Origin of the sequence: Amycolatopsis thailandensis, from assembly GCF_002234405.1 — a bacterium.
Classification (GTDB): Bacteria; Actinomycetota; Actinomycetes; order Mycobacteriales; family Pseudonocardiaceae; genus Amycolatopsis; species Amycolatopsis thailandensis.
The window spans coordinates 22,473-46,057 of sequence record NZ_NMQT01000060.1 but is presented as its reverse complement, the minus strand read 5'-3'; the positions used below and the strand labels follow the sequence as shown (position 1 = coordinate 46,057).

Below are 23,585 nucleotides of genomic sequence, written 5' to 3'. Positions count from 1 at the left end.
GTAACGAGCGAACGCCTTGCACGTTAGGGGGACTCTCATATTCTGGGCAGATGAGTGAGACGGGAGCCCTCGACGCCGAGCGTCTGAGCGCCGCGCTGTCCGGCCGGTACGCCGCGATCCAGGTCGTGGCGAGCACCGGGTCCACCAACGCCGACCTGCGGGAAGCCGCCTCGAAGGGGGCCGAAGACCGCACAGTGCTGATCGCCGAAGAGCAGACGGCCGGCGTCGGCCGCCGCGCGCGGCAATGGTCCTCGCCGAAGGGAACTGGCCTTTACGTCAGTGTCCTGCTGCGTCCGGGCGGGGTCCCGTTCGCCAATTTGGGTTCACTTTCCGTGGTCGCGGGACTCGCGGTCCGGGAGGTCGCCGCGGGCCTCGGGGTCGACGCGGTCCTCAAATGGCCGAACGACGTCCTGGCCGGTCCGGAGCGCGCGAAATGCGCGGGCATCCTGGCGGAGGCCGTCGCGGGCGACGAGACCACCGTGATCCTCGGGATCGGCCTGAACGTGCTGCCGCTCGGCGAGAACGTCCCGGCCGGGCCCGGTGGCCTGCCCGCGACCTCGCTGGCCGAGCAGGGGGCGACGGAGACCGACCGCGCCGAGATCGCCACCCGCCTGCTCACCGGCTTCGACGAGCTCGAACACCGCTGGCGGCTCGCCGGCGGATCGCTGGCCGAGGCGGGCCTGCTCGGGGACTACCGGCGGCATTGCGCCACGCTGGGCCAGGACGTCGAGGTCCAGCTGCCCGACGGTTCGGCGCTGACCGGCCGCGCCGCCGACATCGATCCCGCCGGTCAGCTCCAGGTCGACGTTCCCGGTGGTGAGCGCTACACGGTGTTCGCCGGAGACGTCGTCCACGTGCGGCCCGCCGGGTCCTGATCCGTGCGGTGTGTTTTGCGGCGTCCGGTCTTCCACCGGGACCGTTCGCCGGTACGGTGAGCTCACCAGCGCCGAACACACTTTGGGAGCGTCCGTCGTGGCCTATCCGGACGATTTGCTCAGCGAAAACGAGCACGTCGTGGTGCACAGTCACCCGCATTTCAAGATGCTGATCTTCCCCTTCCTCGCGTTGATCGTCACGCTCGGTGGGGGCATCGTGCTCGGCCTCTTCGCGAAGGACGCGGCGGCCCCCTGGGACCTGATCTGGCTGATCGCGATCGCCGCGGTCGGCCTGATCCTCGTCGTATGGCTCTTCCTGGCCCCGTTCGTCCGCTGGCGCACGACGCATTTCATCGTGACCACGGACAGGCTGATCGCCCGTGAAGGCGTGCTGAAGCGGACCGGGATCGACATCCCGATGTCGCGGATCAACAGCGTCCAGTTCGAGCACGGCCTGCTGGACCGCGTGTTCGGCTGCGGCACCCTGGTGATCGAGTCCGCCTCGGACGAACCGCTGAAGTTCGACGACATCCCCAAGGTCGAGCGCGTGCACACGGTCATCTACCGGGAGGTCAACGACAACCCGTACGACGACTACGCCCCGCCCGCGGGGGCGCCGCAGCAGACCGAACCGCTTCCTCCGCAGGGCCGCCCGCCGCGCGGAAACCGGCGCCGTTGATGGGCACGCGAGAGCTGGGACTGCCGGACCGCGTCCCGTCCGCCTCGGCCCTGCCGGAGCGCGTGACGATCTGGGAGGTCGGCCCGCGCGACGGGCTCCAGAACGAGAAGGCGATCGTCCCGGTCGAGGTCAAACTCGAATTCCTGGACAAACTCGCCGATTCCGGGCTGACCACGCTCGAGGCGACCAGTTTCGTGAGCCCGAAATGGGTGCCGCAGCTGGCCGACGCCGAGCAGCTCCTGGCCGGGCTCGACAAGCGCGAAGGCATCCGTTACCCGGTGCTCGTCCCGAACGAGCGCGGGCTGGACAGGGCGCTGGAGGCCGGGGTCTCGCATATCGCGATCTTCGCCAGCGCCACCGAGACCTTCGCCAAGAAGAACCTCAATTCGACGGTCGACGACCAGTTCGCGATGTTCGAGCCGGTCGTCACCCGGGCGCGGGCCGAAGGTCTCGACGTCCGCGGATACGTGTCGATGTGCTTCGGCGACCCGTGGGAGGGCGCCGTCCCGGCCGCGCAGGTCGCCGGAGTCGGCAAACGGCTCCTGGACCTGGGCTGCTCGCAGCTCTCGCTCGGGGACACCATCGGCGTCGCCACCGCGGGACAGGTCGAAGCACTGATCGGGCTGTTCCCCGACGTCGGCACGCTGGCCGTCCATTTCCACGACACCTACGGCCAGGCGCTCGCGAACACGTTGGCGGCCCTTCGCTGCGGAGTGTCCACTGTGGACTCTTCGGCCGGTGGACTCGGTGGCTGCCCGTACGCCGAATCGGCCACCGGCAACCTCGCCACCGAAGATCTGGTGTGGATGCTCGACGGCCTCGGCGTCGAAACCGGCGTCGATCTCGACGCGCTGGTGGCGACGAGCAAGTGGATGGCCGGGAAGCTCGGCAGGCCCAGCCCGTCCCGGGTGGTCAACGCGCTCGCCGGCTGAGGTGCGCGCGCTTTCGGGTATCCGCCGACGAGAACGCCGGTCGGCGCTAAAGTCGTAGCGCGTCCTGTCCGCTGCCTCCCCCTTCACGGTGGGATCGATTCCTTGGGGGAGGTGCGGTGACCGATCCGAGCGAGGCCGGGACGGGGCCCATCCGGCTGCCTGCCGATTACGACGCCCCGACACCCCAGCACGGGGCGCGCGCTCCGTATGCGCCTTCGCCGTGGCCTGCCTCGGTGGCGCCGTTGCGAGTGCCCTTCCCGCAATCGCAACCGCCGCCTCCCGTGCCGCCGCCCATGGGGGCTTTGCGGACCGAGCGGGAGAGCGTGATCGCGCTGTTCCTCGTGCACATGTTCCCGATCGGGCACCTGCCGGTCGCGATGGGGAAACCCGCGCGCCAGTTGCCGCTGCCGGACGGCGCTTCCGGCCCGCAGGATCACCCCGAGGCGGGCGTGCTGGACGATCTGGACGCGTTGTCTCACGTCAGCAGCGGTTTCCGGCGATCGCCGACGACACCGTCCGTCGCCGCCCCGGCGGAGCTGACGCGGGGACACGACCCTTGGGGCGGAGAGTCCCAAGAGGACTGGCGAGAGCGCTTCGTCGGCGAGACGGCTTATCTGTGGCCTCCCGGTGAGGGCGGGATCGACCCGGCGACGCCGGTGATGCTCGACGTCGGCACTCATCTCGACCGCTTCGGGGATCAGCACGGCCGGGTGTTCGCCGAGGACGCCACCTTGTTTTCGATGCGTTCCCTGCCGCCGGACCAGCTCGCCGCGTACCGGCGCTACCGCGTCGTCCGGCCGTTGCCGGTCTGGCGTTCGGTGACCGCCGAGTGGTTCGGCCAACCGGGCGGCGGGGTGCGTTTCCGCGCGGTGCTGGGCGCCGATGAACTCGTCACGCTGGGCTTCCTGGCGGACGTCACGGGGGAGGTTCGGTGAACACGGGGACGATCCTGCGGTGGCTGGCGGCGCTGGGCGTGCCGGCCGAGGTGGTCTCGGTCGGCACGGAAGCCGACAACGCCTGGTGCCTGATGCGCACGGAGGTAGAGGGCGCCGAGCCCGCTTGGGAGGTCTTCTGGCGTGAGCAGGGCAACCGGTACGACTGGGCACGGTTCACCAGCGAACAGGTCGCCTGCCACTACCTCTTCGGACGTCTCGCCTGGTCACAGGTCGCGCGAGGCGCCGTCGGCCTGCTTCCCGGCGCGCAGTGACTCAGCGCTTCAGGATCGCCAGCGCCTCGTCGTGCAGCAGGCCGTTCGTCGACAGCGCCGAGCCGTTGTCGTAGCGAGCTTCGCCGTTCAAGTCGCTGAACCGGCCACCGGCTTCGGTGATCAGCACCTGCGCCGCCGCGACGTCCCACGGGTTCACGATGCATTCCGCGGTGACGTCCAAAGCGCCCTCGGCCACCAGGCAGTGGTGCCAGAAGTCGCCGAAGGCCCGGCTTTCCCAGCACGCGTTGACGAGGTCGAGGTACTTTTCCCGCGAGTGGTACTCCACCCACGAGTTCAGGTCCGTTGTGGACAGATACGCGTCTTCGAGCGACGCGACCTTCGACACCGAGATGCGGCGCTCCCCGGCGGAATCGCTCATCCAGGCGCCGTCCCCGGTGGCGGCCCACCAGCGGCGCCCGAGCAGCGGCGCGCTGATCATGCCCACCACGGGCGTGCCGTCTTCGACGAGCGCGATCAGCGTCGCCCAGACCGGGACGCCGCGCAGGAAGTTCTTGGTCCCGTCGATCGGGTCGAGCACCCAGGCGCGGCCGGTCGCGGCCGAACCGCCGCGTTCCTCGCCGAGCACGGCGTCGTCCGGGCGGTCTGTGGCGAGGATCGCACGGATGGCGTCCTCGACGGCGGTATCCGCGTCGGTGACCGGGGTCCGATCGGGTTTGCGTTCCACGGCCAGGTCCAGCGCGCGGAACCGGGCGGTGGTGATGGCGTCGGCGGCGTCGGCCAGCCGGGTGGCGAGGTCCAGATCATTCTCGTAGCCAGGCACGGTCACGATGCTTTCACGCCCGGCAGTCGTAGAGTTGGCCAGGTGAGCATGGTGCTACTCGCCGAGGACGACCCGGCCATCGCCGATCCGCTTTCCCGCGCACTCCAGCGGGAGGGGTATGACGTGCGTGTCGTCGGCGACGGGCCCGCCGCTCTCGACGCGACCGCGAGCGATCGGGTGGATCTGCTGGTCCTCGATCTCGGCCTGCCCGGGATGGACGGCCTGGAGGTCTGCCGTCGCCTGCGGGCCAGCGGCACCGAGGTCCCGGTGCTGATGCTGACCGCGCGTACGGACGAGGTCGATTTCGTGGTCGGGCTCGACGCCGGCGCCGACGATTACGTCGCCAAACCGTTCCGGCTCGCCGAACTGCTGGCCCGCATCCGGGCGCTGCTCCGCCGCCGGGCGCCCGAAGTGCTCGAAGCCGGGGGAGTGCGGATGGACCTCGGTGCCAGGATGGTCACCGTGGACCTGCACGAGGTGCAGCTGGCCAACAAGGAGTTCGAGCTGCTGCGGGTGCTGATGAGCCGCGCGGGCCAGGTGGTCAGCCGCGACGAGATCCTCGCCGAGGTGTGGAACGACCTCGAATCGAAGACTTCGAAGACACTCGACATGCACATGTCCTGGCTGCGCCGGAAGCTCGCCATCGCGGCCGACGAAGCTGCCAGCCGGGCGGGCAAGTCAAGTGGCTTCGCCGACAGTAACCACAGCATCGCCGCCGACGAAGCGGCGGGCCGGACGGGCAAACCCGGCGGGAACGGCGACGGCGAACGGCGGATAGCCACCGTCCGCGGCGTCGGTTTCCGTTTCAACGCGGAATAGCATGCGCCGCCGCATCCTCCTGGCGATCCTGCTCGCCGTCGCGGTCACCGCCGCCGTGCTGGGCATCCCGCTGGGGATCACCGCCTGGCAGCTGGTCGAGAACCTCAACCGCGAGAACCTGGCGTCCTCGGCCCGGGGGATCGCGGCGACGCTGGACAGCGAGATCGCCGTCGGCCAGCCGATCAACCTCGAACTGGTCCGGGTGGCCGTCCCGCAGGGCGGATTGCTGACCGTCCGCGCGCAAGGGCAGATCGAGAAACGGTACGGCTCCGACCCGGGCTCCGACGTGGTGTCGGAGAAGGCACCGATCGCGTTGCACGGCGAGGTCGAGCTGGCCGTGCCCGCCGGGCCGATGCGCACTCGCCAGACCCAGATGACGCTGCTCGTGGTGCTGCTGGTCGTGCTGTCGGTGGGCACCGGCACGGTGGTCGCGACCGTGACCGCGCGGCGGCTCGCGAAACCGCTGAGACACGTCGCCGATCGCGCGGTCAAACTCGGCGGCGGCGATTTCCGGCCGGATCCGAAACGCTATGGCGTAGGCGAACTCGACATGGTCGCCGAAGCGCTCGACGCGTCGGGGACGGCGCTCGCGCAGCTCGTCCAGCGAGAACGTCAGCTGGTCGGCGACGTCTCGCATCAGCTGCGAAGCCGGTTGACCGCGCTGCAACTGCGGCTCGAACCGCTGACCATCCACCCCGATCAGGACGTCGTCGACGAGGCGAAGGCCGCACAGGAACAGGCGGACCGGCTGGCCGAAGCGCTCGACGAACTGCTCGCCGCCGCGCGGGCGGCGCGCGAGGTCGGCGCGGAACCGGTGAGCCTGCCGGGAATGCTTCCCGAGATTTCGGAGGAATGGCGACAGCTGCTTCGCGCCGAAGGCAGGCATCTCCGGATCCGCGTCACGGACGGGCTCAGGGTGAGGGCGACACCGGGCCGCCTGCGCGAGGTCGTCGGGGTCCTCCTCGACAACGCGCTGCGCCACGGCGCGGGAACGGTCACGCTCGCCGCCCGGCGAGGTGACACGGAGGGCACCGTCGTCATCGAGGTCGCCGACACCGGATCGGGAGTGCCCGACGAGCTGGCGCCGCACATCTTCGAACGCGGATTCTCCGGCGGCGGCTCGACCGGCGTCGGGCTCGCCCTGGCCCGCGCGCTCATCGAGGCCGACGGCGGACGGCTGGAGTTGTCGAGCAAACAGCCCGCGGTGTTCAGTCTTTTCTTGAAGGTCCCGAGGCCGGGCGATGTGGCCGAAGTGCGCTGGCCCGCCGAACGGGTCCCTCGCTAAGACCTCCCGAAGGATCACCCCATCGGGCAGGGCGGCGGAAGCGCGCCGACCTAACGTCGGGGAGTGCGAGCGACGGCGTTCCGGTACCGCCCACCGGTGAGCCCGGTGGCCGCGGCGACCGTGGAGATCGGCAAGGTGGCGATCTCCGTGCGGTTGTCCTTCGACGGCGACCTGTACGCGTGCCGTCGTCAGCCCGGCGTGGTGGAGCGGATGGAGGCCGAGGCCCTGGACCTGCTTTCGAAGGGCTTGTTCGTCAGCGGGATCGACACCCCGGTCGCGTCCGTCACCGCAGCGGCGGGGCACCGGTTCGTCCAGGAGAGCGCCGTGTTCCGGCCCCCGGGCAGCTGGGTCTACCGGGGCACCTGCTGGGTCGGCGCCGGCCGGAACGGGCTGACCCTGACCGGCTTGCTCGGCTACTGCCTCGAAGTCCGGGCGAAGTGGGCCATGCGGGCCGGTGAATGCGGCCCGCCCGAGACCGCCACCGAATGGTGCGAGCTCTTCGGCACGCAGCTGGCGTCCATCGGCGGGGTGGTCTTGCGGCGGGCCTCGGTGCTCAGTCTCGGTACTCCGCCGTGACCGTGACGACGAACGCCGCCCTGGCGGGCAGGCCGAGGCTGACCCAAAGCCCGGTCGGATCGGTCTTCCCGATGGTCAGCCGCAAGGGCTGCTCGTCGACGATGAGGAACTCGGTCCCGAGCAACACCCGTAGCGACCGGTCGAGCAGGGTGTGCTCGTCCCGGACCTTGTCCGCCCGCGCGGTGATCAAATAGGACAGTTCGCACCGCTTCGCCCGCACGGCGCCGGTTCCCGGACCGGCGCCGTGCAGGGCGAAGAGGAACAGATCGACGGTCGAAACCGGTGTCTCGGTCTGCCAGGTGGGTTTCGGCGGATCCAGCCGGACCACCGTCCCTTCCGGCAGCCGCGTCGCGATGAGCCGGCACAACGCCCCGTCGATCTCGGTGATCACGACGTCAGATCAATCCCTCACGCAGTGCGTAGGCCACCGCGTGCGACCGGTTCCGGAGCTGGAACCGGTTGGTGACGTCGTGCAGGATGCTCTTCACCGTGCGCTGCGAATAGCAGAGCTGGTCGGCGATCTCCTGTGTCGAGAACCCCGACGCGACCAGCTTGAGCACCTCGGTCTCCCGGCTGCTCATGCCACCGAGATGCAGGCCGCGCGGCTGCAAGACCTGACGTTGCAGCCGCGAGACCCGGTGCAGGAGCCTGCCCAGCAGGTCGGGCGGGAGCGCGCCTTCCCCGGCCGCGGCCGCCTTGATCAACCGGACCAGGACGTCGGCGCCCGCCTCCGAACGGCGGGCGACCGCGCAGACGCCGTGCTCGATGGCGCTGAGGATCTCGTTGTCGTCGACTTCCCCCGCGATGAGCACGATGCGGGTGAACCCCTGGTGGTGCAGCGCGGACAGCAGTTGCGTCATGGCCTCGTCGAGACGATCGGTGACCAGGAGGGCCACCATGCCCGGGTCGGCGGTCTCCCCGTCCACCAGCCAGACGTCGTCACGGGAGCGGAGCGTCATGCAGACGCCGTTGTGCAGGATCGGATCGGTGGCGCGGACGACCACGGGTGTCCTGTTCGGTTCGAACATGTGATTCCCCATTCCCCTCGAACTGTGCGAGGGCCCCACCCCTCGCACCACTCACCCTGCCGGGTGAGGTGTCCCGGGCGCATGGGACTCCGGTCCCGGAATTGCCCGAAAAGCCGCCCTTATCGGGGTCGATTTTTCAACGGCGGCTTGTGGGCCTCAACGACCCAGCCCGGCTTCGCGGGCGCGCACGATCGCCTCGGCGCGGTCCGCGACGTGGAGTTTGCTGAACACGTTGGAGATGTGGTTCCGCACCGTCTTCGGGCTGAGACAGAGGGTGCTGGCGATGACGGTGTTGCTGTGCCCGCCGGCGATGAGCGAGAGGACCTCTCGTTCGCGGACGGTCAGTTCCGGGAACACCGTGTCCGTGTTCGGCTGCGAGTGGTTGAAGAAGCCGAGGACTCGCGTCGCGATGTCGGGACCGAAGATCGCTTCGCGCCTCGCGACGGCGTGAACGGCACGGATGATTTCGTCGGGTTCGGCGTCCTTGAGCAGATATCCGCGCGCCCCGGCGCGCATCGCGGAGAAAACGGATTCGCTCTCGTCCGCCATCGTCAGCATGAGCACGCCGACGCCGGGCTGCTCGGCGACGATGTGCCGGGTGGCCTCGGCGCCGCTGATGTCGGGCAAATGCAGGTCCATGACCACGACGTCGGGTCCGAGGGCGCTCGCCGCGCTGATCGCGTGCGCCCCGCTCGCGGCCTCGCCGACGACGTCGACCTGCGGTTCGTTGGCGAGCAGTGTGCAGACCCCGAACCGGAAAAGCGGATGGTCGTCGACCACGAGCACGCGCAGGCGTTCGTTCATACGGTCTCCCCCTGTCTCCCCGTCGCGGCACGTTAGCGAGCGGGCCGGTCGCGGACAACGCGTGGTCCGGACAGCGGACCGGCGAGAATTAAACGCCTGATGAGTGTCGCGTATCCGGGGGATCCGCCCCAAGTCGTTAACCCTTTCGGCCCAGGCGCGCGATAGCAAGGGTCCTTTGCTTCCGTTGGTTAGCGTGCTAACAAACGTGAGCAAAGGACCCTTGCTATCGTTTGTCTCAATGTTGAGAGAAGTGATAGCAAGGGTCCTTTGCTATCGCTGGGCTCGCTCTGGGGGTTGGCCGGGCTGGGTGCGGGCCCGTGAAGGCCTCCTTGCCTACCTTGAAGGTAGTGAAGGGGCCCTTCACGGACTCTGGGTCCCTCAAGGGGCCCTTCACGGACAGCCGGAGTACCTCAGGTGCCTCAAGAGCCCCAGAAACCCCACACATCACAGCGGGCGCGCGTGAAGGCCTCCTTCTCTCGGCTCAGTCGAGGAAACTCGCCCTTCGCGACAGCAGGCCAAGTACATGAAGGGGTCCTTCACGGAGCCAGGCGCAAGCAAGAGGCCCCTCGCTCACGCCGCTGCAATGAAAGGCTCTTTCCTTGCAAATTTCGCAAGGAAAGAGCCTTTCATTGCAGACGCTCCCTCCGGTCGATCACCCAGGCGACAGCAAAGGTCCCTTGCTCTCTTCCGGCCGCGCAGCCGCAGGTCAGGCGAACGCGCCGGCGTGCTCCCGAGCCCAGTCGGCGAACGTCAGCGGCGCCCGCCCGAGAAGGTCGCGGACGGTGCCGAACACGATCTCCTCGTTCCCGGCGGACTGCCGTTTGAGCTCGAAGAGCCCATCGATAGCCGAAGCGGGCCAGCCGAAGCCGAGCATCCGCGCGCGGGCGTCGGCTTCGGGTTCTTCGACGTAGGTCAGCGGCCGGCCGAGAGCGTCGCCGAGGATCTCGACCTGCCGCCGCGTCGTCAGCGCTTCGCCGCCGGTGATCGGGTACGTCTTGCCCGCGTGCCCGTCGGTGGTCAGCACGGTCGCGGCGACCGCGGCGATATCGCGGACGTGCACCAGCGCGGACGCCGGATCGCCGACGGGGACGCGGATGACACCGTCGCCGCGCACGGCGGGCAGCCAGGCGAACCGGTTGTCCATGAAAGTGCCGGGGCGCAGGATCGTCCAGTCCGGACCGGCCTCACGCACGGCCTTCTCCGCTTCGGTGTGGATCAGGGAGATCGGATCGGTCTGTCCGAAGTGGACTCCGGTCGTCGAAAGCTTGACGACGTGCGCGATACCGGCGGCGGCCTTGAGCACGGTTCGTTCCTGGGAAAGGGGGTCGGAGCCGTGCCCGGAGGTCAGGACGAAGACGCGCTCGACGCCGTCGAGCAGCCCGGGGTCGAAAGCGTCGAGATCGCCGGCGGCGACTTCGGCGCGCGGATCGATCCGGGCGCGGGAGGGGTCGCGCGTCAGGGCGCGCACGCGCGCGCCCTTGTCCAGCAGCGCGGGAACGAGTTCGCGGCCGATTTTGCCGGTGGAACCGAGAACGAGGATCATCGTGAAAGCTCCTAGTGATTGCGCCGCAGCGAAACGCGCGGCAGGAAGAGGGAAGCGGCGAGGCCGAGCACGAGGACCGGGACCATCACCCAGAACACGCCGTCGAGCGCGGACGCGTATCCGGCGGGGCTGTCGGTGCCGAACGAATTCGTGAACACCGCGCCGAAAACGGTCAGTCCGGCCGTGGTGCCGAGGGACCGCAGGAAGCCGACGGTCGCCGAGACGGCGCCGAGGTCGGTCCGGGCGACGTTCTGTTGCGCCGCCATGGAAAGCACCTGCATGTTGAGTCCGGCCGCCGCGCCGAACACGACGAGATAGGCGACGACGAGCGGCAGCGGGGTCGTTTCGTCCATTGTGGACATCGCGAGAGCGGCGGCGAGGCCGAGGGTCATGCTGAGGATCGGCGCCCAGCGGTAGGCGCCGGTCTTGGCGATGACCTTGCCCGCGACCATCGACGACGCGGCGACCGCGAGCGTCATGGGAAGCAGCAGGAGCCCGGCTTCCGACGGCCCAGCGCCGCCGGCCGTCTGCAGGAAGAGCGCCAGGTAGTTGACCGAGCCCAGGAAGACGAACCCGGCCGCGGCACTGGCCAGCACGCTCAGGCTGAACATCCTGGCGCGGAACAGCCGAAGCGGGATGATCGGTTCGGCCGCCCGGCGCTCGATGAACAGGAAAGCGACGAGCAGCACGGCGCCGATCGACGCCGACAAGGGAGTCGCCAGGGTCAGGCCGACGATCGCGCCGGACAGCACGACGATGCCCGCGAAGTCGAACGGAGCGGTCGTCCGGCGTCGTTCGAGCCGCAGGAACCTCGCGACGATGACGAGCGCGACCAGGCCGATCGGAACGTTGAGCCAGAAGATCGAGCGCCAGCCCGCGAAATCGGTCAGCAGGCCGCCGACGACAGGGCCCGCCAGCGAGGACCCGGCGAAACAGATCGAGAACCAGGCGAAATAGCGGGCGCCTTCGCGGCCGGGGAACAGTTCGCCGATGATCGCGGCGACCGCGACGAACAGACCGCCGGAGCCGACGCCCTGGAGGACGCGGGCGGAGATCAGCAGCGGCATCGTCGGCGCGAGCGCGCAGGCGAGCGAGCCGAGAACGAACAGCGTGATCGCGACGGCGACGACGCGTTTGCGGCCGAAGAGGTCGCCGAGTTTTCCGTAGACGGGCGCGCTGACGCTGCCCGCCAGCAGATAGGCGGTGGTGACCCAGGCGAACGACGTGGCGCCGCCGAGTTCGGCGACCATCCGCGGCAGGGCGGTCGCGACGACCTGGGCGTCGAGCATCGCCAGGAAGACGGAGGCGAAGAGCCCGACGAGGGCAAGGGTGTTTCGGGCGCGCGGAGGCGCGCCGAGAGCGGTGCTCAAGAAAGGATCCGTTCACTGGAAGAAACGAGGGAACGCGAGGGACGCAGAGCACTGCTCTGGATCCCCGCCAAGACGGGAAAAGGCTCAACCGTCATCCGAACCGGATGCGGTCCTCTTCGCGCTTGGCGATCACCTCGAATTCGTCCCGCTCGACCGTACGAACCCGGCCGGCGTCATCAGTGAAGGAACGTTGACATGGATGACCCTAGACAATCACATGTCTTTTGGCAAGTACTTACCGGAGAGGGACGACGTCGTCGTCCGGCTCGTCGCTGTCCCGGCGCCGTTCGCCCAGCTCGTCGGGGAAGACCCACTTCTTGAAACCCCAGAAACGGAAGAACATCGCCAGGAACATGCCGATGATCGAGCCGCTCGTGAAGTCCGCGAACTCCTGGACGAACCGGGTCACGTGCGGCACTTCGAGATCGAAGACGTACCGCGACGTGTAGAGCGGGATCAGGTTGACCACCACGGCGATCCCGCTGATCACGAAGAAGAGCGCCGCCTCGTGATGCCGCTCGCGGCCGCCGCGGGTGCGGAAGGACCATTCGCGGTTGAGGATGTAGGACACGATCGTCGCGACGATGATCGCGATCGCCTTCGCCGTGGTCGGCTTCGACTCCAGCACGCTGAGTTTCAGCAGGTACCAGACGCCGTTGTCGACGAGGAACGTGGTTCCGCCCACGATCGCGAACTTCAGCAGCTCGCGGTGCTTGATCAGCACCGATCGGAGCGGCTCGGGCGTCCGGGAAAGGACGGATTCGACCACGGTCACCCGACCAGTCTAATTCGCGCGGGCCGCCGAATGGGGCGGGAGGGGATGGACAGCGCGTTATATGACGCTTTGGGTGGTTTCGAATCAGGCGGCGTCTCGCTGCTCGGATCGCCCTTCGCCCCGCACCAGGCGCGGTCGCGCGCCTGCCACCGGGAAGACCCATTTCTTGAACGACCACCAGCGGAACGCCGTGCCGAGCAGGGTCCCGACGACCACGCCGCTGACGAAGTCGGCGATCTCCTGCGTGAGCAGCCCGACATGCGGCTGTTCCAGTTCGAGCACGTATCGCGAAAACAGCTGAGGCAGGGCGTTGAGGCCGAGTGCGATCGCGCTCAGAAGGAAGAAGAGCGCCGCTTCGTGGGCGCGCTCACGGCCGCCTCGGGAGCGAAACGACCATTCCCGGTTCGCGACGTAGGAGAAAACGGTCGCGACCAGCACGCCGATCATCAGCGCGGTCACCGGTTTGTCGGTCAGCACGGTGAATTTGAGCCCGTAGTTGATCGTCATCGTGATGACGAAACTCGCGCCCCCGACCACGGCGAAACGCAGCAGTTCCCGATGCCTCCCCAGCATGCGGGGCACGCTACTCGAAGACGCGGTCCACCACACCGTTGGGCCGAGTGGTCGGCTTCGACTTGCCAGGCCGGGGCGGCGCGCTCGTGGTCGTGGCGGGCGGGGTGGGCTCCTGCTTCGCCGACTCTGTAGGCGTCACAGACGGCGAAGGCTTCTTCGACGGCGAAGGCCACCCAGGCCGTCCCGGCTTCGGAATCTGCGAGGTGGACGGAGGCTTCGAAGTGACCGAAGGCAGCGAAGGCACAGTGGTCGGCGGAAGCAGCGCGTTGTCGTCACACCAGTGGTGCCAGCAGCCGAAGTAGACCTCGACCGGCTTCGCTTTCGCGGTGCCGAGGGTGGCGTTCACCGTCACCGGGACGTTGTCCGCCGGACGGCCCTTGAGCCGGACCCACAGGCTCACCTGACGCCCCGGAGCCACCGACCCGCGCGAAGTGCACGAAGCGCCTTCGCCGGTCGGAGTGCACGGGATGCCGTAGACGCTCCAGGAGGTGAGGACCCGGTGATCGAGGGTGATCGTCACCGGCTTCGTCGTCTCGCCCGTGTTCTTCACGCGGACCAGGACCAGCGGATTGCGATTCCACGGGAACGCCGACAGCCCGTCGCTTTCGGCCGACAGGATGAGAGCGTCCTTGGGCGGCGGCTTCGGCGCCGGCACCTTGACCTTCACCTCGACCCTGACCATGATCTGCGCGCCGGCCGTGATCGAGCCCTTCACCACGCCTTCTTTGGCCGTTTCGTCCGCGCGCAAGCGGAACGTCAGCACCGCGGACTGTCCCGGTTCGAGACCGGTACCGGTCTTGCAGGTCACCGTGCCGCTGCCGCCGGGGCAGCTCACCGTGATCGGGGCGGGCCCCTGTTGCCGGAAGCCGCCCAGCGCACCGCCGCCGGCGACGGGAACGGCCGTCACGCCCTTCGGCAGGTCCAGTGACACCGCGACGGGTTCGGACTTCGAGCCGCCGTCGTTGCGGACGGTGATCGGCAGGTTGGCGTCCTTGCCCGGTTCGAGGGTGACGCCACCCGCCGGGGTCGACGCCGTCATCACGGGACTCCCCGGCGAAGGCGGGGGCTGCTCGGCGGGCGGAGGCTGCTGAGGCGTAGGAGTCGGCTGCGGCTGAGGAGTCGGCTGAACAGGCGGCGGCTGTTCCGCGGGCGGCGGCACCTCCGGAGGCACGACAGGCGGCACCACCGGAGGAACGACAGGCGGCTTCACCGGAGTGGGAGCCGGAGCCACGGCGGGCGGCGGGACCGCCGCGGCCGCGGGGATCTCCTGAGTGCCGCCACCGGCGGCGAGCGCCACCGCCACGGCGGCGACGATGGCCGCGCTCGATCCGGCCACGGTGGCGAATTGGCGCGGTCCGGCCGCGGCGGCACCGGCGGCGCCACCCGTGTTCGAACCCGCCGCACCCCCGGCCGCGGCGGCCGAGGTCGTGCCCGCGGTGATGGCCGTTCCGGCGGCGGTGGCCGCGGCCGCTTTGCCGGCCCCGGTCGTCGCCAGGTAACCGAGAGCCGCGCCACCGAGCACGATCGGCGCGATGATCCCGCGCAGACCGGTGTTGACGTCGGCCAGTTCCGCGGCCAGCGCGCGGCACTTCTCACATTCGTCCAGATGGCTCTCCACCTGGGCGCGTTCGCGTTTGGACAACCCGTCGCGAGTCCACGCACCGAGCTTGTCCGCACTCGCGCGGCAGCGTTCGCCGGAGTTCTCGGCCAGGTGGACCTGGAGATAGGCCTGCCGCAGCCCCTCACGGGCGCGATAGGCGAGCGCCGAGACGCCGTTCGCGGTCAGCCCCAGCAACGGCGCGACCTCGGCGGGGCTCTGCCCCTCGATCTCGGTGTGCCACAGCACCGCCTGCCAGCGTTCGGGCAGCCGGGCGAACGCCTTCGCGGCGAGCGTGCGCTCGAGCCCGGCGACGGCGGTGTCGGAGAAGGGGACCGTCAGCGCTTCGCCGACGGCGCCGCCGACGTCGGACATGTCCTCGTTCAGGTCGACGCGCTTGTCCTTGCGCGTCTTGTCGTAGGCGGTGTGCCGGAGCGCTGTCAGCAGGTACGCGCGGAACGCGGCGTCGGGGCCCTTGCCGCCACGCAGCGTGTCCAGCACCTTCGCGAAGGCCTCTGAAACGAGGTCGTCGGCTTCGGAGCTCGAACGGGCCAGCTGACGGGCGAGGTTGTGCGCCGCGCCGGCGTGACGTTCGTAGAGCGTTCCGTAAGACGCGATCTTCCCGTCACGCACCTCGGCGATCAGCTCGGCGTCACTCTTACCGGAGAGATCGGCGGGAACGGTGGACACGGGACTCCTTCATCATGCGGGTTAGGCGGCTCTACTCTTCCTAACGCCCGAACACGCTCAGTGTGACGGAACGGGCGACGCACGTCACCTCGCGGCCCTGCCGATGACCCGGAGAGCCCAACACCTTCACCCGGGACGGGTTACCGAAGAGTTCGGAAAGATCCTTGGAAAACGCCGTCACGCACGACGTGGACCGGCGTCCCCACCCTGAAGCGATCGCAAGATCGAAAAGATCCGGAACGGAAGGGGCGGTGGGTAGTGGACGTACCGGCGACTGGTGCGCCCGACGGGCAAGCCGCCTGGAACCGGTTCGAACGAGATCGCTCTCTTCGCGCCCTGCGGGCCCGCTGGCGGACGGCCAGCCTGGCCGCGGGCTGGCGTTTCCCCAGTGACTGGGGCCTCCCCGAGGTCGACGCCGTCTGCGCGGCGGTGATCAAGAACGGCCGGGTCGCCTCCGCCGAGGTGGCGGAAACCGCGCTCGCGGGACTGGGCCGGGCACGTGCCGCGGCGGGTGCCGGGCTGGCGGAAACGCTCGCGGATCTCGCGGCGTTGCACGCCGTGCTCGCCGACCCGGACGCGGTGGACGGATTCATCGCACCGGATGTCGACACCACGCCGTCCCGGTTACTCCGGGTGACAGCCTTGGCTTGGGCGGACGTCGCGACCGATCAGCTCGTGAACACCGAAGTCACCGAACCGCTCACCGGACTGCCCACCGCCGCGTACCTGAGGACCCGGTTGAGTGAGCTGTACCGCCAGGCCCGCCGTGACGAACGGCCGGTCGCGGACGTGCACACCCTGCTCGTCGTCTCGATGGACTTCAGCTCGGTCGCGGGCTGGCCCCGGCTGACCGGGATGATCCTGGTCGCGGACGCGTTGAAGCAGGTGTTCGACGGCGGGGAGAGCGTCGCCTCGCTCGGACCGTCCGTCGCGGGCGCACTGGTGCCGAAGGACGCGAGGCTCGCTTCGTCCGGCGTCGCGTTGCGAAGGGCGCTCAACGAGCGGCTTTCGGTGGACGCCCAGCTGCGGGACACCGGCCGACCGCAGATCTCGGCCGTCCGGCTCCCGGCGACCTACGACCAGGCGTGCGATCTCCTCGGTTCCCTCGCGCGGTCCTGAGCCGGGCTATCGCAAGACGTTCGCCAGGTCACGGCGACCCTGCGGACCAGCGACGACCCGGTTCATGATTTCCTGTTTGCGTGACCCGGACTGTTCCCGCCGACACCAACGGCGACGTTTCGGCGAGCCGCCCGCAGCATCGTCTGTCGCTGCGGAGGTCGCTCGCCCGCTTGTCCGTCCGGCCGAGGTCGATCCTGATCCTGTCGGTGATCCCGCTGGTCGCGATCGGTTTCGGTATCTGGGGCTGGCAGCACGACTGGGTGCTGGGCGTGGACAGCGCGGTGTACCGCGCCGGTGCCGAGACACTGCTCAACGGTGATCCGCTGTACGACGCGAACACACTTCCGGTGGAACCGTGGTGGGCGCTGCTGCCCTTCACCTATCCGCCGACGGCGGCGCTGCTGTTCATCCCGCTCGCGATGGTCCCGACGCAGGTCGCCTGGGGGCTCTTGACCGCGGTCTCGCTGCTCGCGCTGGCGCTGTGCGTCCGGATCGCCATCGGCGCGCTGCCGAAGCCGTCGACCGACGGTCCCCGCTGGTGGGCCTCGCCCGCCCGGTCCACGATCGCGTTCTTCCTGGTCTTCCTCGGCCTGGAACCGGTGTGGCGCACGATCTTCCTCGGCCAGATCAACATCATCCTGATGGCGCTGGTGATGCTCGACATCCTGGTCATCGGCGCCAGGGGCAGCCGCTGGGGCGGGGTGCTCGTCGGCGTCGCGGCCGCGGTCAAGCTCACCCCGATCGTCTTCCTGGGGCATCTGTTCATCACCGGCCGCCGGATGGACGCGGTTCGCGGGCTCATCACGTTCATCGTGATGCAGGGCTTGATGTTCCTGATCATCCCGCACGACGCGGCCCGGTACTGGACCTACACGCTGCCCGACACCGGCCGGATCGGCCCGGTGCACTGGGCGGGCAACCAGTCGCTGAACGCGCTGATGAACCGCTTCACCGAGCTCGCGCCCTGGGCGTCGAAGGCGGCGATGGGGATCGGCGCGCTGCTCGCGATCCCGGCGATCTGGCTGGTCCTGCGTTTCCACCGCAAGGGTCAGGCGCTCGCGGCGATGCTGGTGACCGCGTTCTGGATCCTGCTGATCTCGCCGATCTCCTGGACCCACCACTGGGTGTGGGTGGCGCCGCTGGTCGTCCTGCTGGTCTCGCGCCTGCCGAAGACCACGCCCGCCACCGCGTGGAAACGCTGGCTCGGCACCTTCGCGGTGTTCTTCGTCTTCATCAGTTGCGTGCTGTTGATCCTGCCGAACGGCCGCAACGTCGAGCTGCACTGGAAGGTGTGGCAGAACATCCTCGGCAGCGCGTACATCTTCATGCCGCTGGTGCTGGCGGTCGCGCTCGCCGGACGCTGGTGGTACTTGCGCCGGAAGCGGGGCTCGGGGGACGAAGAAAAACATGCTGAAGTCGCGTCCGGCGGCTGACCCCCGGATCGTCGGGGTCGCGCTGGCCGGCGCGCTCGCGCTGGCGATGCTCGCGCTGGGCGTCGTCGCCTGGCTGGGCGAATGGCACCTCGGCGCGGACAGCGCCGTCTACCGCGCCGGCGCCCTCACCCTGCTGAAGGGTGAGCCGCTGTACACGCGCGAAGCGCTCACGACGCTGCCGCCGTGGGTGCTGCTGCCGTTCACCTACACCCCGGCCGCGGCGCCGCTTTTCCTGCCGCTCGCGATCGTCCCGGCCGGGCTGACCTGGGGCGTCGCGGGCGCGCTCTCCCTGGTTTGCCTGAGCGTCGTGATCTCCGTGGTCGCCCGCGCCGGCGGCGCCCCGATCACCCGCTGGTGGGTGCTGCCGCTCGCCACGGCGGGCGCGCTGGCGCTGGAGCCGGTCTGGAAGACGATCTTCCTCGGCCAGATCAACCTCATCCTGATGGCGCTGATCGTCCTCGACGTCCTGGTGCTTTCGGCGCGCGGTTCGCGCTGGGCCGGGGTGCTGATCGGGATCTCGGCCGCGATCAAGCTGACGCCGTTGATCTTCGTGCCGCATCTGCTGTTCACCGGCCGCTGGAAGGACGCGCTGCGGGCGCTCGGCACGTTCGCCGGGCTCGAAGCCGTGATGTTCGCGGTGATCCCCGGCGACGCCGTCCGGTTCTGGACCGAATCGGCGACCGATCCCAGCCGGGTCGGCTCCGTGCACTGGATCTTCAACCAGTCACTCAACGGTCTGGTGAACCGCGCTTCGGAGCTGGCGCCGTGGTCGCTGACGGTGGCCATCGCGATCGCCGCCGTCCTGGCCGTCCCCGCCGTCTGGCTGGTCGTGCGCCTGCACCGCCGCGGCGACGCGGTCGGCGCGCTGCTGGTGACCGCGTTCTACGGGCTGCTGGTCTCGCCGGTGTCGTGGTCACACCACTGGGTGTGGACGGTGCCGCTGCTCGTCCTGCTCGTCGTCCGCCGGGCGTGGTTTCCGGCCGCGGGCGTCGCGGTGCTGTTCGCGAGCGGCGTGATCATGTTCGTGCCCAACGGCGGGGTGACCGAGTTCGGCTGGGGGCTCGGCTGGTCGCTGCTCGGCAACGTCTACGTCCTCACCGCTGCGATCGTCATCACAGGCCTGGCCGTGCGGGAGCTGCGACGCGGGTCCGCCCAGGTCGCGGCGGTGGCGGCCAAGTAATCTGCTCCTCGTTATGGACAAACGAACCGGTCTTCCGATCGTGGGCATGGTGGGCGGCGGACAGCTGGCCCGGATGACCCACCAGGCGGCGATCTCCCTCGGCCAGTCCCTTCGCGTGCTGGCCGCCGGGGAGAACGAATCCGCCGGCCTCGTCGCGGGCGAGGTCGTGCACGGGCACCACACCGACCTCGAAGCGCTGCGCTCGTTCGCCGCCGGGGTCGACGTGCTGACCTTCGACCACGAGCACGTTCCCGGCGAGCACCTGCTGACGCTCGCGATGGAGGGCGTCACCATCCGGCCCGACCCGGCCGCGTTGTCGATGGCGCAGAACAAGCTCGTCATGCGCGAGATGATGGCCGGACTCGAGATCCCCGGCCCCGGCTTCGCCGAAGTGTCCTCTGTGGACGATGTGATCTCCTTCGCCGACAAGCACTCCTGGCCGGTGGTGCTCAAGGCCGCGCAGGGCGGTTACGACGGCCGCGGGGTCTGGATGCTCGACACCGCGCAGCACGCGCGCGAGACCGTCCCCGAACTGCTCGACGCCGGAACTCCGTTGCTGGTCGAGGAAAAGGTCGTCATGCGGCGCGAACTGTCCGCGCTGGTGGCCCGGTCCCCGTTCGGGCAGGGCGCGGCTTGGCCGATCGTGGAGACCGTGCAGTCCGGCGGGATCAACACCGAGGTGCTCGCCCCGGCGCCGGGGCTGAGCGTCGCGCGCACGCAGGAGGCGCAGGACCTCGCGCTGCGGATCGCCGCGACGTTGAACGTGACCGGGTTGCTCGCCGTCGAACTGTTCGAGACCGACGAAGGCCTGCTGGTCAACGAACTCGCCATGCGCCCGCACAACTCGGGACACTGGACGCAGGACGGCTCGCGGACGTCGCAGTTCGAACAGCACCTGCGCGCGGTGCTCGACTACCCGCTCGGGCTGACCGACCTGATCGCCCCCGCCTGTGTGATGGCGAACGTCCTCGGCGCGCCCGAGACCCCGGAGATGGGGCCGGACGAGCGGCTGCACCACCTGTTCGCGCGGTACCCGGACATCCGCGTCCACCTGTACGGCAAGGGAGAGCGTCCCGGCCGCAAACTCGGCCACGTCAACCTCGTGGGCGAACGCATGGAGGAGCTGCGCGATCGGGCGCTGCTCGCCGCGCACTGGCTTTCCCACGCCGTCTGGCTCGACGGCTACGAGATCCACTAGGAGTAATTGGTATGTCGCCGCAGGTTGGCCTGATCATGGGCAGCGATTCGGACTGGCCGACGATGGAAGCGGCCGGGCAGGCCCTGGACGAATTCGGCGTCGAATACGAGGTCGGCGTCTACTCGGCGCACCGCACTCCGCAGCGGATGCTCGACTACGCGACTTCGGCCGCTTCGCGTGGCGTGCGCGCGATCATCGCGGGTGCCGGCGGCGCCGCGCACCTGCCGGGCATGGTCGCGTCGGCGACGGTGCTGCCGGTGATCGGGGTGCCGGTGCCGCTGAAGTACCTCGACGGCATGGACTCGCTGCTCTCGATCGTGCAGATGCCCGCCGGCGTCCCGGTCGCGACCGTTTCCGTCGGCGGGGCACGGAACGCCGGACTGCTGGCGGTCCGCATCCTCGCCGCGTCCGACGAGGGCCTGCAGGCGAAGATGGCGCAGTTCCAGGCGGATCTCGCGCAGCTCGTGCTCGACAAGGACGCGGCCCTGCGCAAACGCGTCGAAGGCTGACGCATTTCGTCCTCTGGATGCGGTGGTTCGGTGGCGAACTACCGCATTCAGAGGACTGCTTGTGAGAGATCACTCCCTCCACTGCTGATAACTGTAGGGTGTCAGGCGGGCACTGCCGGTCAGAACCGTCCGGTGGTGGAGGAGGGAGCACGATGCTTTGCTTTGTGATGCGGTCATGACGGCGCCGCAGGATCCGAGAGTGTTTCGCGATCAGGTGCGGTCCATGGAAGCCCGGCTCACGGGGACCATGCATATCGGACGGTCCGCGGATCAAGCGGTTGCCGCGACGGTGACCGGACGCGGCGAACTCGTCGATCTGCGGATCTCGGACAACGCACTGGACCGCGCACACCCTCAGCTGCTGGGAACCAGCATCGTGCAGGCCGTCTACGCCGCACGTGGCGCCGCCCATACGGCCGCGGTCCCGGAGCTGGCGGCACTGATCGGGAAAGAACCGCCTTCGCCGTCTACGCCGGAATGGGAAACGGGGAGTCCTGCCCGGCCATCGCCGGCGTCGCCGGTGGAGACGGCCATCGCCGGTCGGAGAGCGCGTGCGGCACGGGACGAAGTGCCCGATGAAGAGAGTTACGACCAAGTCGACTTCCTCTCCGACGAAGACTTCGACGATCGGGGTGGTCGCAGGTGAACACCCACGACAGGCTGTACCACCTGGCCAAGGAAATCGATACGAAAGTCTCCGCGATCGAGCAGGCCGCGAGCAGTGGTCGTGTGGCGACGCTGACTTGGAACATTTCTGCCGGACTCGGGACGGTCACGGTGGACGGGATGGGCTCGTTGAGATCGGTCGACTTGAACCCCGACGCCGTGGAAACGCAGACGGAGGCGAGTCTCGCCCAGCACATCCTGCGTGCGATCAATGATGCGGAGCGTGCAGCGCGTACGAGGCGTGACGCAATGGTCGAGGAAGCGGAGAAGGGAGGCTTTCGATGAGTGGTCCGTTCGATCCGCTCGACTCCAGTGGCTCTGGTTACGAGGTGTATCCGGAAGCCCTTCGAAGGGCGACCGAGGACGTCTTTCGTGCTGCCGGGCGTGTCCGCGATTTCGCGAATGTCGATATCGAAGGGCTGCGCCTCAACGTGCATGACGTCGGCATGCTGGGCGAAGAGGCAGGAATCATCGAAGCCTTCAATGGGATGATTGCCGAGTTGCAGGCAAAGAGCACTCGTGGCTTCGATCGCCTTATCAAGCTGGGGGACGCCATGGACAAGGCCGCCGACTTCTACGACGCGCAGGACGAGGAATACTACAAGCGCCTGCGTGACCTCGAGAAAGACGAGGGTTGATTGTGAGTGAATTGCCGGCGTATCCGATCGCCGCAGACCAGAAGATCCGTGATTTCGCTGGACTTCCTTTTATTGGCCGTCCTGATGTGTTCCGTATGCTCGACGATATCCGGACGCGTCTTCTCGGCAACGCCGTCGGGATTCAAGCGATCGCGTTCCGGTTCGCGAGCAACGCCACGATACAAGGCGCACACGATGACATCGGCGACGCTGTGCAGGCGTTGGCGGGCACCTGGAGCGGCCGTGCGGCCGACCAGTTCGTCGCGCATGCCGCGAACGTGACCAATGCGCTCAAGTCGGAACAGGAGGCGGTAGCCGGCATTTCCGGAGTGATGTCGGGGATCGCGAATGAGGTGATCAAAACCTACGGTACGGCGATCACTCTCCTCGGCGAGTGCGCCGGTGAGCTTGCCAAGATTGACCTGAAGGCGTTGGTGGCCGCTCTGACTTCTGTCATTCCCGGGGTGAACGTGTTCACCTTCGCCGATGTCGTCGATTCGGTTATCGAGGCACTCGGTGAACTCGTCAAGAAGATCAGCTCCCTGTTCGACGAGGCGCTCAAGACAATCGGCGCCTTCAAAGCGGGCGCGGTCAGTCTCGTGCAGATTCAGACGAATTTCGTCGAGGTCCCCGACCTGCGTGACGGTTCCGGAATGGACGAACAGAAGCAATGGAAGGTCGAGCCGGATGCCGTCCCGGAATAACGTCAGGTTCGTAGCTGTCGCCGTATTCGCGGTGGCTGTGTTCATGGGCGGGTGTGGTCCGGGCAAGCCCGACCCGTTGCTCAAGGAACGGCCGACGCCGGCCAGGGTCGGAGGCGCGATTCCGGTTACGCCGGTCAAGCAGCCTGTTGATCTCGCGTCTTTTCGAGCAGACCCTTGTGGCTCGCTGAAGCGGGAGGATATAGCGGCGTTGGTCATCGATCCGCCGGATCGTGTCAAGCCCGCTCGGGCGGATTCTCCACTGACAGGGTGCGCCTGGGTCACCCGGGACGCGCCGCAGTTGCGTGTGCAGGTCCCGGCAGTGAAAGAAAAAAGCCTTGCCGGACTGTCGACGCTCAGCGCCAGTAATCAGGGGACATACTCCGGGTGGAGGGAATTGTCGATCGAAGGCCTGCCCGCTGCGCAGTACCATTTGTTCGGCGACATGAAGTCATGTGCGATGGTGGTCGGTGTTTCGGACGATGCGGCTCTCGAGTTCGACTACATGTATCCCGATGGGGTTGATTCGCAGTATTGGGGCGCCGATCGGTGTGCGGGTGTACTCAAGGCCGCGGAGCTGGTGATCGGCAACCTCCGCGACCGCTGA

General features: G+C 68.5%; 27 protein-coding genes. 18 read left to right on the top strand and 9 right to left on the bottom strand.

Annotated elements, in window-relative coordinates:
• Positions 1–50 precede the first annotated feature (50 nt).
• The 5 genes from CFP71_RS17280 (at position 51) to CFP71_RS17260 (ending at position 3,693) form a co-directional block, all read left to right on the top strand.
• Complete coding sequence (locus CFP71_RS17280; protein WP_093934883.1) at positions 51–875, top strand: biotin--[acetyl-CoA-carboxylase] ligase; 825 nt, start codon at positions 51–53, stop codon at positions 873–875.
• Positions 876–972: 97 nt separating this feature from the next.
• Positions 973–1,554 carry a PH domain-containing protein gene (locus tag CFP71_RS17275; RefSeq protein WP_093934882.1) on the top strand — a complete coding sequence of 194 codons (582 nt, stop codon included), beginning with the start codon at positions 973–975 and terminating at the stop codon, positions 1,552–1,554.
• Positions 1,554–2,486 carry a hydroxymethylglutaryl-CoA lyase gene (locus CFP71_RS17270; RefSeq protein ID WP_093934881.1) on the top strand — a complete coding sequence of 311 codons (933 nt, stop codon included), beginning with the start codon at positions 1,554–1,556 and terminating at the stop codon, positions 2,484–2,486. Before CFP71_RS17275 ends, CFP71_RS17270 begins: the two co-directional genes overlap by 1 nt.
• Positions 2,487–2,602: 116 nt before the next feature.
• On the top strand, positions 2,603–3,421 hold the full coding sequence (locus tag CFP71_RS17265; RefSeq protein ID WP_244199716.1) for a TNT domain-containing protein: 819 nt from the start codon (positions 2,603–2,605) through the stop codon (positions 3,419–3,421).
• The gene (locus CFP71_RS17260) at positions 3,418–3,693 is read left to right on the top strand and encodes a hypothetical protein (RefSeq protein ID WP_093934879.1); all 276 of its coding nucleotides are present in this window, start codon (positions 3,418–3,420) and stop codon (positions 3,691–3,693) included. Before CFP71_RS17265 ends, CFP71_RS17260 begins: the two co-directional genes overlap by 4 nt.
• A gap of 1 nt (position 3,694) precedes the next feature.
• Here CFP71_RS17260 and hisN read toward each other — a convergent pair whose 3' ends face one another.
• The gene (gene hisN / locus CFP71_RS17255; RefSeq protein ID WP_093934878.1) at positions 3,695–4,480 is read right to left on the bottom strand and encodes a histidinol-phosphatase; all 786 of its coding nucleotides are present in this window, start codon (positions 4,478–4,480) and stop codon (positions 3,695–3,697) included.
• Positions 4,481–4,522: 42 nt separating this feature from the next.
• Here hisN and CFP71_RS17250 point away from each other — a divergent pair, with 42 nt between their 5' ends.
• The 3 genes from CFP71_RS17250 (at position 4,523) to CFP71_RS17240 (ending at position 7,154) form a co-directional block, all read left to right on the top strand.
• On the top strand, positions 4,523–5,293 hold the full coding sequence (locus CFP71_RS17250; protein WP_093934877.1) for a response regulator transcription factor: 771 nt from the start codon (positions 4,523–4,525) through the stop codon (positions 5,291–5,293).
• Position 5,294: 1 nt separating this feature from the next.
• Positions 5,295–6,578 carry an ATP-binding protein gene (locus tag CFP71_RS17245; RefSeq protein ID WP_093934876.1) on the top strand — a complete coding sequence of 428 codons (1,284 nt, stop codon included), beginning with the start codon at positions 5,295–5,297 and terminating at the stop codon, positions 6,576–6,578.
• Between the two features lie 63 nt (positions 6,579–6,641).
• The gene (locus tag CFP71_RS17240; RefSeq protein WP_244199715.1) at positions 6,642–7,154 is read left to right on the top strand and encodes a hypothetical protein; all 513 of its coding nucleotides are present in this window, start codon (positions 6,642–6,644) and stop codon (positions 7,152–7,154) included.
• On the opposite strand, the gene CFP71_RS17235 is transcribed toward CFP71_RS17240, so the two are convergent.
• The 8 genes from CFP71_RS17235 to CFP71_RS17200 all read right to left on the bottom strand — a co-directional run bounded on the left by CFP71_RS17235 (position 7,132) and on the right by CFP71_RS17200 (position 15,534).
• Positions 7,132–7,545, bottom strand: a complete 414-nt coding sequence (locus CFP71_RS17235; RefSeq protein ID WP_093934874.1) for a Pvc16 family protein — start codon at positions 7,543–7,545, stop codon at positions 7,132–7,134. The two genes, CFP71_RS17240 and CFP71_RS17235, sit on opposite strands and share 23 nt — an antisense overlap.
• A gap of 4 nt (positions 7,546–7,549) precedes the next feature.
• The gene (locus CFP71_RS17230) at positions 7,550–8,182 is read right to left on the bottom strand and encodes a helix-turn-helix transcriptional regulator (RefSeq protein ID WP_093934873.1); all 633 of its coding nucleotides are present in this window, start codon (positions 8,180–8,182) and stop codon (positions 7,550–7,552) included.
• Between the two features lie 156 nt (positions 8,183–8,338).
• Positions 8,339–8,986: a response regulator gene (locus CFP71_RS17225; protein ID WP_093934872.1), complete on the bottom strand. Its 648-nt coding sequence runs from the start codon at positions 8,984–8,986 to the stop codon at positions 8,339–8,341.
• Positions 8,987–9,692: 706 nt separating this feature from the next.
• Complete coding sequence (locus CFP71_RS17220) at positions 9,693–10,529, bottom strand: NAD(P)H-binding protein (RefSeq protein ID WP_093934871.1); 837 nt, start codon at positions 10,527–10,529, stop codon at positions 9,693–9,695.
• 11 nt (positions 10,530–10,540) lie between these two features.
• Positions 10,541–11,899: an MDR family MFS transporter gene (locus CFP71_RS17215; RefSeq protein ID WP_093934870.1), complete on the bottom strand. Its 1,359-nt coding sequence runs from the start codon at positions 11,897–11,899 to the stop codon at positions 10,541–10,543.
• Between the two features lie 235 nt (positions 11,900–12,134).
• Positions 12,135–12,674, bottom strand: a complete 540-nt coding sequence (locus CFP71_RS17210; protein WP_005155476.1) for a GtrA family protein — start codon at positions 12,672–12,674, stop codon at positions 12,135–12,137.
• Positions 12,675–12,758: 84 nt separating this feature from the next.
• Positions 12,759–13,247: a GtrA family protein gene (locus CFP71_RS17205; RefSeq protein ID WP_208635973.1), complete on the bottom strand. Its 489-nt coding sequence runs from the start codon at positions 13,245–13,247 to the stop codon at positions 12,759–12,761.
• A 10-nt stretch (positions 13,248–13,257) separates the two neighbouring features.
• A complete protein-coding gene (locus CFP71_RS17200) occupies positions 13,258–15,534 on the bottom strand; it encodes a sigma-70 family RNA polymerase sigma factor (protein WP_093934868.1) in 2,277 nt (758 codons plus the stop codon).
• Between the two features lie 258 nt (positions 15,535–15,792).
• Here CFP71_RS17200 and CFP71_RS17195 point away from each other — a divergent pair, with 258 nt between their 5' ends.
• The 10 genes from CFP71_RS17195 to CFP71_RS17155 all read left to right on the top strand — a co-directional run bounded on the left by CFP71_RS17195 (position 15,793) and on the right by CFP71_RS17155 (position 23,585).
• Positions 15,793–16,653: a GGDEF domain-containing protein gene (locus CFP71_RS17195; RefSeq protein ID WP_093934867.1), complete on the top strand. Its 861-nt coding sequence runs from the start codon at positions 15,793–15,795 to the stop codon at positions 16,651–16,653.
• Between the two features lie 80 nt (positions 16,654–16,733).
• Positions 16,734–18,086 carry a glycosyltransferase 87 family protein gene (locus CFP71_RS17190; RefSeq protein ID WP_093934866.1) on the top strand — a complete coding sequence of 451 codons (1,353 nt, stop codon included), beginning with the start codon at positions 16,734–16,736 and terminating at the stop codon, positions 18,084–18,086.
• Positions 18,061–19,266, top strand: a complete 1,206-nt coding sequence (locus CFP71_RS17185; RefSeq protein ID WP_093934865.1) for a glycosyltransferase 87 family protein — start codon at positions 18,061–18,063, stop codon at positions 19,264–19,266. The genes CFP71_RS17190 and CFP71_RS17185 overlap by 26 nt, the downstream gene beginning before the upstream one ends.
• 13 nt (positions 19,267–19,279) lie before the next feature.
• A complete protein-coding gene (locus CFP71_RS17180) occupies positions 19,280–20,464 on the top strand; it encodes a 5-(carboxyamino)imidazole ribonucleotide synthase (protein ID WP_093934864.1) in 1,185 nt (394 codons plus the stop codon).
• Positions 20,465–20,475: 11 nt separating this feature from the next.
• Positions 20,476–20,973, top strand: a complete 498-nt coding sequence (purE, locus tag CFP71_RS17175; protein WP_093934863.1) for a 5-(carboxyamino)imidazole ribonucleotide mutase — start codon at positions 20,476–20,478, stop codon at positions 20,971–20,973.
• Between the two features lie 175 nt (positions 20,974–21,148).
• Positions 21,149–21,619, top strand: coding sequence for a YbaB/EbfC family nucleoid-associated protein (locus CFP71_RS17170; protein ID WP_093934862.1), 471 nt, complete (start codon positions 21,149–21,151; stop codon positions 21,617–21,619).
• Positions 21,616–21,924, top strand: coding sequence for a YbaB/EbfC family nucleoid-associated protein (locus CFP71_RS17165; protein WP_093934861.1), 309 nt, complete (start codon positions 21,616–21,618; stop codon positions 21,922–21,924). The genes CFP71_RS17170 and CFP71_RS17165 overlap by 4 nt, the downstream gene beginning before the upstream one ends.
• Positions 21,921–22,277, top strand: a complete 357-nt coding sequence (locus CFP71_RS17160; RefSeq protein WP_093934860.1) for a hypothetical protein — start codon at positions 21,921–21,923, stop codon at positions 22,275–22,277. Before CFP71_RS17165 ends, CFP71_RS17160 begins: the two co-directional genes overlap by 4 nt.
• Before the next feature lie 2 nt (positions 22,278–22,279).
• The gene (locus CFP71_RS43565; protein WP_143267105.1) at positions 22,280–22,981 is read left to right on the top strand and encodes a WXG100 family type VII secretion target; all 702 of its coding nucleotides are present in this window, start codon (positions 22,280–22,282) and stop codon (positions 22,979–22,981) included.
• Positions 22,982–23,012: 31 nt separating this feature from the next.
• Positions 23,013–23,585, top strand: a complete 573-nt coding sequence (locus tag CFP71_RS17155) for a DUF3558 domain-containing protein (protein ID WP_167406160.1) — start codon at positions 23,013–23,015, stop codon at positions 23,583–23,585.

Bases quoted from the DNA above. Each gene is read 5' to 3' on its own strand.
- CFP71_RS17170 (WP_093934862.1), top strand. From the start codon at position 21,149: ATGACGGCGCCGCAGGATCCGAGAGTGTTTCGCGATCAGGTGCGGTCC.
- CFP71_RS17280 (WP_093934883.1), top strand. From the start codon at position 51: ATGAGTGAGACGGGAGCCCTCGACGCCGAGCGTCTGAGCGCCGCGCTG.
- CFP71_RS17205 (WP_208635973.1), bottom strand. From the start codon at position 13,247: ATGCTGGGGAGGCATCGGGAACTGCTGCGTTTCGCCGTGGTCGGGGGC.
- CFP71_RS17230 (WP_093934873.1), bottom strand. From the start codon at position 8,182: ATGTTCGAACCGAACAGGACACCCGTGGTCGTCCGCGCCACCGATCCG.
- CFP71_RS17270 (WP_093934881.1), top strand. From the start codon at position 1,554: ATGGGCACGCGAGAGCTGGGACTGCCGGACCGCGTCCCGTCCGCCTCG.
- CFP71_RS17185 (WP_093934865.1), top strand. From the start codon at position 18,061: ATGCTGAAGTCGCGTCCGGCGGCTGACCCCCGGATCGTCGGGGTCGCG.
- CFP71_RS17180 (WP_093934864.1), top strand. From the start codon at position 19,280: ATGGACAAACGAACCGGTCTTCCGATCGTGGGCATGGTGGGCGGCGGA.
- CFP71_RS17245 (WP_093934876.1), top strand. From the start codon at position 5,295: ATGCGCCGCCGCATCCTCCTGGCGATCCTGCTCGCCGTCGCGGTCACC.
- CFP71_RS17220 (WP_093934871.1), bottom strand. From the start codon at position 10,529: ATGATCCTCGTTCTCGGTTCCACCGGCAAAATCGGCCGCGAACTCGTT.
- CFP71_RS17225 (WP_093934872.1), bottom strand. From the start codon at position 8,986: ATGAACGAACGCCTGCGCGTGCTCGTGGTCGACGACCATCCGCTTTTC.
- CFP71_RS17160 (WP_093934860.1), top strand. From the start codon at position 21,921: ATGAGTGGTCCGTTCGATCCGCTCGACTCCAGTGGCTCTGGTTACGAG.
- purE (WP_093934863.1), top strand. From the start codon at position 20,476: ATGTCGCCGCAGGTTGGCCTGATCATGGGCAGCGATTCGGACTGGCCG.
- CFP71_RS17250 (WP_093934877.1), top strand. From the start codon at position 4,523: ATGGTGCTACTCGCCGAGGACGACCCGGCCATCGCCGATCCGCTTTCC.